The sequence below is a fragment of the uncultured Oscillibacter sp. genome (genome assembly GCF_900544955.1).
In the GTDB taxonomy this organism is placed as follows: Bacteria; Bacillota; Clostridia; order Oscillospirales; family Oscillospiraceae; genus Oscillibacter.
Map to the genome: position 1 here is coordinate 1 of NZ_UQXD01000069.1, position 5,720 is coordinate 5,720.

Consider the following 5,720-nt stretch of genomic DNA (forward strand, 5'->3'; position numbering starts at 1 on the left):
GCCCGCTTGGCGCGTCCGGACGGAACACACCGCCCCGGTGAGGGGGCGGTGGGGGCGCGGGGGTCAGCGGGGTCTTCCGGGGCGGTTGGGCCCGCCGGGACGGTGGTCCGGCGGACGGCCCGCAGGGGGCCTTCCCGGCGGCGGCAGCAGAATCGGCGGCCACAGCACGGGCGGGCGGATCCCGGGAGCGCATCCGTTGGGCGGGCAGGGCATGGGCAGGCTCGGCTGCGCCGCGGTGATGCGCAGGGCGGTGATCTGCGGCGGGATGCTGCGGGTCATGACGCCGTTGTACCAGATATTGATAAAATCGCCGGGCCGGAACTGACGGGCGACCGGCGTATTGACAAGGACATTCTGCCGTGTTTCAAGGTCGAGGACCAAGAGACGGTTCCTCTGCACCTCGATCACGACGGCTTGCATGAACATGATGGGCACCTCCCTTCTTATCCCAGGGTATGCGGCCCGGCGGGAAAGGGGAACCGCCGGGCGCCTGTCCGGGGGCCTTTCAGCCCTCTGTAAGGAGCGGCAGGACCAGCGCCAGGGCCCGGACCTGCGTTTCCAGCCGGGCGTACTGCCAGGTGCCGGGGCGCAGCTTGGCCAGGACTTTTTCGGACTTGCTCAACAGGGACCGGATGGGGACGGCGGCCGCGGCCCCATCCCGCCCGGCGGGGTCCTGTGGGGCGCAGAGGCCGCATGCCTCCCGGAGCAGCGCGCCCGCCAGCGCCAGCGCACGGTTTCTGTTTTCCAGCAGGGTGTGCTGGGCCGTCCCCGGCCGGAACTTGGCCTGGGCCCGCACGCTCCTGTCCAGCATGGCGTCGATGGCCGCCAGCGCGGCTTCCATGTCCGCCTGGGTGGGATGCTGCATGAGGGCCTCCTCTCTGCGCTCCGGGTTGCCGGGAGCGCCCCGATCTGGTTTCGGCGGCCGTTTGGCCGCAGCGGTGCGTTCCCGGCGGGGCGAATCTCCCCTGCAAATACCCGGGGGAAACGTTTGCCGGCGGCGCCCCCTCCGGTGGGCCGGCGGCGCCCCTTGACTTTCCCGGGATTTTTCCGTATGATCTTGCAATAGGGATGCTTGTTGCTGCCCATATGGCGACCACGCAGGAAGGGCTGACAAAAAAGAAAATCCTCAAAGCCTTGCGGCTCTAAGGATTTTTGTGGTGGACGATACAGGACTCGAACCTGTGACCCCCTGCACGTCAAGCAGGTGCTCTAGCCAGCTGAGCTAATCGTCCGAAGCGGAACGAATATAGGATACACGAATTTCACCCATTTGTCAACACTTTTTTGCGGATTTTTATGGAACAACGTCCCCCTGCAAACTGGGGAGGAAATGGAAATGGAAGAAATTGCATTGGTCACCGGGGCGTCCCGGGGCATTGGCCGGGCCATTGCCCGGGAGCTGGCCCGGGAGGGCCGGGCGGTGTGCGTCAACTATCTGGCGCGGCAGGCGGAGGCGGAGGCGCTGGCGGACCAGCTCCGGGCGGAGGGGCACCGGGCCATGGCGGTACGGGCGGATGTGGCGGACCCCAGGGCGGTGGCGGCCATGGTGGCGGCGGTGGAGGCGGCCTGGGGCCCCGTGGAGCTGCTGGTGAACAACGCCGGCATCTCCCACCAGGGCCTGTTTCAGGACGTCAGCGACGAGGCGTGGGACCGGATCCTGGCGGTGAATCTCACCGGCGCCCGGAACGCCATCCGGGCGGTGCTGCCCCACATGCTCCACGAGAAGCGGGGCTGCATCGTCAACCTCTCCTCCATCTGGGGGCTGCGGGGGGCCAGCTGCGAGGTGGCCTACGCCTGCTCCAAGGCCGCCGTGGTGGGGCTGACCCGCTCCCTGGCGCTGGAGCTGGCCCCCTCCGGCATCCGGGTAAACGCCGTGGCGCCGGGGTGCGTGGAGACGGATATGGTGCGGGCGCTGGGCGGGGAGACCCGGGCGCTGCTGGTGGAGGAGACCCCCCTGGGCCGCCTGGGCACGCCGGAGGAGGTGGCCCACGCCGTGGCCTTTCTGGCCTCGGAGAGGGCCTCCTTCCTGACGGGCCAGGTGCTGACCGCCGACGGCGGCTTCACCGTGTAGCGGCGCTAGAGGCGACGTCTCCGGTTCCATGAAAAACGGCCGCCATTTGGCGGCCGTTTTTTTGCGGAAAAGCGGGCTTCCCGGCGGTGCCGGGAACGCGGGGCGGCTGCCCGGGGAGGGCCGTCAGCGGCCGGGCACGGGGAAGCGCCGCTTGGTGATGACCCGGCCCATGCAGGCGAAGCCCCGCCCGCTGGTGGAGGGAAGCACCACGTCGGCGTCCTCCCGCTGCCGGTTCAGGGAGAACAGGTACACGATGCCGCCCTCCTTGTGGTACTGCTTCACCACGCTGCCGCCGTCCACGGCGAACACGCCGATGTCGCCGTCCTGGAGGGGGTCCTTGCTGCAAAACACGGTGGAGCCGTCGGGGAAATGGGGCGCCATGCTGTCCCCCTGCACCCGGACGGCGAACATGGACCCCTGGGGGTCCTCCGGCGCCAAGGTGTAGTCCTCGTAGTCCTCGCCCATGATGGGGGCGGCGATGCCGGCGGCGGCGGGGGAGAGGAACAGGGGGACTACCTTCGGCTCCGGCGCCAGGGCGGTCTCCGCCAGGAAGCGGCTCTCGTCCTCCACCCGGGCCAGCTCCGTGTCCGCCAGCTCCCGGACGGCCTGCTTTCCCCAGATGTCCAGCGCGTCATAGTCCCGCCCCAGCTGCATGGCTCCGTCCGACAGGGACGGGGCTTTTTTGTTTCCCTCGGGCAGCGGGTGGGGGTCGCTGCGGCGGCCCATCAGATAGTCGATGGAGACGTTGTATTTCTGCGCCACGGCGACCCAGAAATCGGATTTCGGGTCGCGGGCCCCGGTCTCATAGCCGTTGTAGGTGGTCTGGCCGATGCCCAGGGCCGCGGCAAATTCCTTTTGCGTCATGGACAGGCTCTCTCGGAAGAGTTTCAGATTCTGATACATGAAAGCGCCTCCTTCCCATCCCACTATAATACGCGGATGCCGTGAAGTCAATCAAAAATCCGCGAAATGTGAATATACCCCTTGACATAATCCACATAACGCGGTATTATAGACATACGGAATCCGCAAATCGCGTTAAACGGCGGCAGTCGAGATCGTTTCCGCGGCGGCAGAGTAGACAGCGGAGGCCGCAGGGGGGCAGGACCGGCGGACCGCCCCGCCCCACCGGCGGCGTGTGTTTTCGTCTCTCCGCCCTCCGCGTATCGGAGATGGGGGCGAGGGACCGGCAAAGGGGGGGGGTAAGCGGGGAAAAGCCGCCCCGGTCAGGGGGCGGCTTGGGAGATCTCACAGTCAAAATCCCCCACGGGGATTCCGTCGGCGTATAGGATGCCGTGTTCCGAGGGCTCCAGCTGAAAGCCGTAGACCTTCTCGTTGTATGGGATGGCCTTGCACTGAGTCACCTGCAAGTCGAAGGCGGTCCACCCGTTGGAGCCCTGCAGGGCGATGCCGGGTTTGATTTTGGAGGCCGGGATGAAGCCGTGGCCGTTCCAGATCGGCTGCCCTTCGGAGACCACCAGGCACCGCTCTCCGGCGACCAGCCGGTACAGGGTTTCCTCCATGCCTGTGAAGATATTGGTGATGCGCGCCATGCCGGTGGACGTTTGGAGCAGGTCCCCGATGTGGAGCGCCTCGGCCAGACGCGTGGAGCCGTCCGCCATCAGAAGCTGCGTGGACTGTGAAAACATAGAAAGTGCCCCCATGCTTTAGAAGTCCGCTGCCGTTTGTGCCGGGCGCCTGCCAGGCGGGCGGTGCCCTCCGGCGCCGCAGGCCGGTGTCATTCCTCCGGCGGCGTTTCGCCGGGATGGACGGGCGGCACGGCGGTTGCCGCGGAGGGCGGCAGTTCGCCGGCGGCGGAGAGGAAGGCGGCGGTCTCCTGTGCAAGATGCAGCTGGCCGTCCGCCGCAGCGGACAGGGGCCCGCCGATCAGCTGCTTCAAGTCGAGCCCGGCAAACGGTGCGTCCTGAGACATTCCACACCCCTCCTTTGAGGCCATTCTATACGGTTTTTCCACGGTTGTCCAGAGGAAGGGACGGTTTTCGCCGAAAAGGGTCTCCACCCCGCCTCTCAGCCGCCCAGAGTTACGTCCTGGGACTGGTACCACGCCAGGGCCTGGGAGAAGTCCTCCGGCTGAAAATCGGGCCACAGCCGGTCCACCACGAAGAAGTCAGCGTAGACGGACTGCACCGGCAGAAAGCCGGACAGCCGCCGCATACCGCCCCAGCGGATCACCAGATCCACCCGGGAGACGTCGTGGGAGCGCAGCGCGCCGTAAATTTTCCGGCGGTTTCCGCCGGGGGCGTCCAGTCCGGCCAGATCCCACTCCCAACCGTAGTTCACCAGGAAGTTGACGCGGATGCCGCCGCCGTTCAAATCCTGCCGGCGGGCGTAGGGCAGCAGGGCCTTGGGGAAGGCGGGGGCGGCGCCGTCGCCCACCACCAGCAGGGAGACGGGCTCGGCGGCGATCAGCGCCACGGCCTCGGCGCAGGCCTGGGAAAAGGCCGTCACCTGCTCCGGCGGCCGCCCGCAGTTGTCGGTGGTAAAGCCGTAGTAGGTGATCTCCTGTACCCCCGCGTCCCGCGCCAGGCGCAGCAACTCCAGGCCCGGCGCCAGACCGTGGGCGTAGCCCGCCTGCTTGGAAAGCCCGGCCCTGCTGGCCCAGCGCCGGTTTCCGTCCGGAATGATCCCAATATGCTTCGGTATTCGCAAAGTATCACGCTCCTCCCCTCTAGTATGCATGGTCTGCTGGAAATTATTGATGACGGGGCCGGTTCGGCGCTCGGCCCCAACCATTTTGCGCCGTGTGCGGCGTGGGGCAATTGCCCGGAAAGGAAGAGACATGAACGAAAACACAATGGTGAGACTCAAGGCGGGTCTCTCGGGCCTGGTGGCGGTGCTGACGGCCCTGTGGGGGTGGTTCGGCTGGCTGGTGGTGGCCTGGGTGGGGCTGATGCTGTCGGACTGGCTGATCGGCTCCGCGGTGGCGGCCAAGGAGGGGCGCTGGTCCAGCGCCCGGCTCCGGGAGGGGGCGTGGCACAAGGCGGGAATGGTGGTTGTGGTCTGCGTGGCTTTGGCGGCGGACTGGCTCATTGGCACGATGATGGCCCGCCTGCCGGGCGTGACGCTGCCGTTTACCTACTCGGTGCTGCTGGGGCCTATGGTGATCGTGTGGTACATCGTGGGCGAACTGGGCAGTCTGGCGGAGCACGCCGTGGCCATGGGAGCCCCGGTGCCGGGGTGGATCGTCCGGGTGCTGGAGATCAGCAAGGACGCCCTGGACGGCGCGGCGGGCGGCATGCTGGGCGGAGAGGAAGAAAAGAAGGACTGATCTGACGATCAAGGAGGAGACCATGGGAATCAAAACCTATTCCAAGGCCCGGGACGGGGCCGTGAAGCTGTCCGAGCATTTCACCGTGGGGGAGTTCGCCTGCCGGGACGGCACGGACGCGGTGCCGGTGTCGGAGGAGCTGGTGACGCTGCTCCAGAAAATCCGGGACCACTTCGGCAGGGCGGTTACCGTCAACAGCGCCTACCGGACCGCGGCCTACAATACGAAGGTTGGCGGCGCAAAACGATCTCAGCATCTGCTGGGCACGGCGGCGGACATCACCCTCGCCGGGGTCGCGCCGCTGGAGGTGGCCCAGTACGCGGAGTTCTTGCAGCCGAAGGCCGGGGGCATCGGCGTGTA

At 67.1% G+C, this 5,720-nt stretch carries 9 protein-coding genes and 1 tRNA gene; 3 read left to right on the plus strand and 7 right to left on the minus strand.

The window, feature by feature from the left end; all coding sequences use genetic code 11:
* Positions 1–63 precede the first annotated feature (63 nt).
* From QZS21_RS11370 to QZS21_RS11380, 3 genes are all read right to left on the minus strand, one after another.
* On the minus strand, positions 64–426 hold the full coding sequence (locus QZS21_RS11370; protein ID WP_295583475.1) for a hypothetical protein: 363 nt from the start codon (positions 424–426) through the stop codon (positions 64–66).
* Between the two features lie 79 nt (positions 427–505).
* Complete coding sequence (locus tag QZS21_RS11375) at positions 506–865, minus strand: hypothetical protein (protein WP_295583478.1); 360 nt, start codon at positions 863–865, stop codon at positions 506–508.
* Positions 866–1,155: 290 nt separating this feature from the next.
* Positions 1,156–1,232, minus strand: a tRNA-Val gene (locus tag QZS21_RS11380).
* Positions 1,233–1,336: 104 nt separating this feature from the next.
* On the opposite strand from QZS21_RS11380, the gene fabG reads away from it, so the two are divergent.
* Positions 1,337–2,071, plus strand: a complete 735-nt coding sequence (gene fabG, locus QZS21_RS11385) for an elongation factor P 5-aminopentanone reductase (RefSeq protein ID WP_295583480.1) — start codon at positions 1,337–1,339, stop codon at positions 2,069–2,071.
* A gap of 123 nt (positions 2,072–2,194) precedes the next feature.
* Here fabG and QZS21_RS11390 read toward each other — a convergent pair whose 3' ends face one another.
* From QZS21_RS11390 to QZS21_RS11405, 4 genes are all read right to left on the minus strand, one after another.
* Complete coding sequence (locus QZS21_RS11390; RefSeq protein ID WP_295583482.1) at positions 2,195–2,974, minus strand: LexA family transcriptional regulator; 780 nt, start codon at positions 2,972–2,974, stop codon at positions 2,195–2,197.
* A gap of 323 nt (positions 2,975–3,297) precedes the next feature.
* Positions 3,298–3,720 (minus strand): hypothetical protein, encoded by a 423-nt coding sequence (locus QZS21_RS11395; RefSeq protein WP_295583485.1) that lies wholly within the window; start codon positions 3,718–3,720, stop codon positions 3,298–3,300.
* A gap of 89 nt (positions 3,721–3,809) precedes the next feature.
* Entirely contained in the window at positions 3,810–4,004 is a 195-nt protein-coding gene (locus QZS21_RS11400; protein WP_295583488.1) for a hypothetical protein, read from the minus strand.
* A gap of 95 nt (positions 4,005–4,099) precedes the next feature.
* Positions 4,100–4,741 carry an undecaprenyl diphosphate synthase family protein gene (locus QZS21_RS11405; RefSeq protein ID WP_295583490.1) on the minus strand — a complete coding sequence of 214 codons (642 nt, stop codon included), beginning with the start codon at positions 4,739–4,741 and terminating at the stop codon, positions 4,100–4,102.
* A 130-nt stretch (positions 4,742–4,871) separates the two neighbouring features.
* On the opposite strand from QZS21_RS11405, the gene QZS21_RS11410 reads away from it, so the two are divergent.
* Together QZS21_RS11410 and QZS21_RS11415 are read left to right on the plus strand one after the other, a co-directional pair.
* On the plus strand, positions 4,872–5,360 hold the full coding sequence (locus tag QZS21_RS11410; protein WP_295583492.1) for a holin family protein: 489 nt from the start codon (positions 4,872–4,874) through the stop codon (positions 5,358–5,360).
* Positions 5,361–5,382: 22 nt separating this feature from the next.
* The coding region (locus tag QZS21_RS11415) for a D-Ala-D-Ala carboxypeptidase family metallohydrolase (protein WP_295583494.1) at positions 5,383–5,720 on the plus strand (338 nt) is incomplete at its 3' end.

Excerpts from the sequence above, each read along its gene's own strand:
- fabG (WP_295583480.1), top strand. The coding sequence starts at position 1,337 with ATGGAAGAAATTGCATTGGTCACCGGGGCGTCCCGGGGCATTGGCCGG.
- QZS21_RS11370 (WP_295583475.1), bottom strand. The coding sequence starts at position 426 with ATGTTCATGCAAGCCGTCGTGATCGAGGTGCAGAGGAACCGTCTCTTG.
- QZS21_RS11375 (WP_295583478.1), bottom strand. The coding sequence starts at position 865 with ATGCAGCATCCCACCCAGGCGGACATGGAAGCCGCGCTGGCGGCCATC.
- QZS21_RS11395 (WP_295583485.1), bottom strand. The coding sequence starts at position 3,720 with ATGTTTTCACAGTCCACGCAGCTTCTGATGGCGGACGGCTCCACGCGT.
- QZS21_RS11410 (WP_295583492.1), top strand. The coding sequence starts at position 4,872 with ATGAACGAAAACACAATGGTGAGACTCAAGGCGGGTCTCTCGGGCCTG.
- QZS21_RS11400 (WP_295583488.1), bottom strand. The coding sequence starts at position 4,004 with ATGTCTCAGGACGCACCGTTTGCCGGGCTCGACTTGAAGCAGCTGATC.
- QZS21_RS11390 (WP_295583482.1), bottom strand. The coding sequence starts at position 2,974 with ATGTATCAGAATCTGAAACTCTTCCGAGAGAGCCTGTCCATGACGCAA.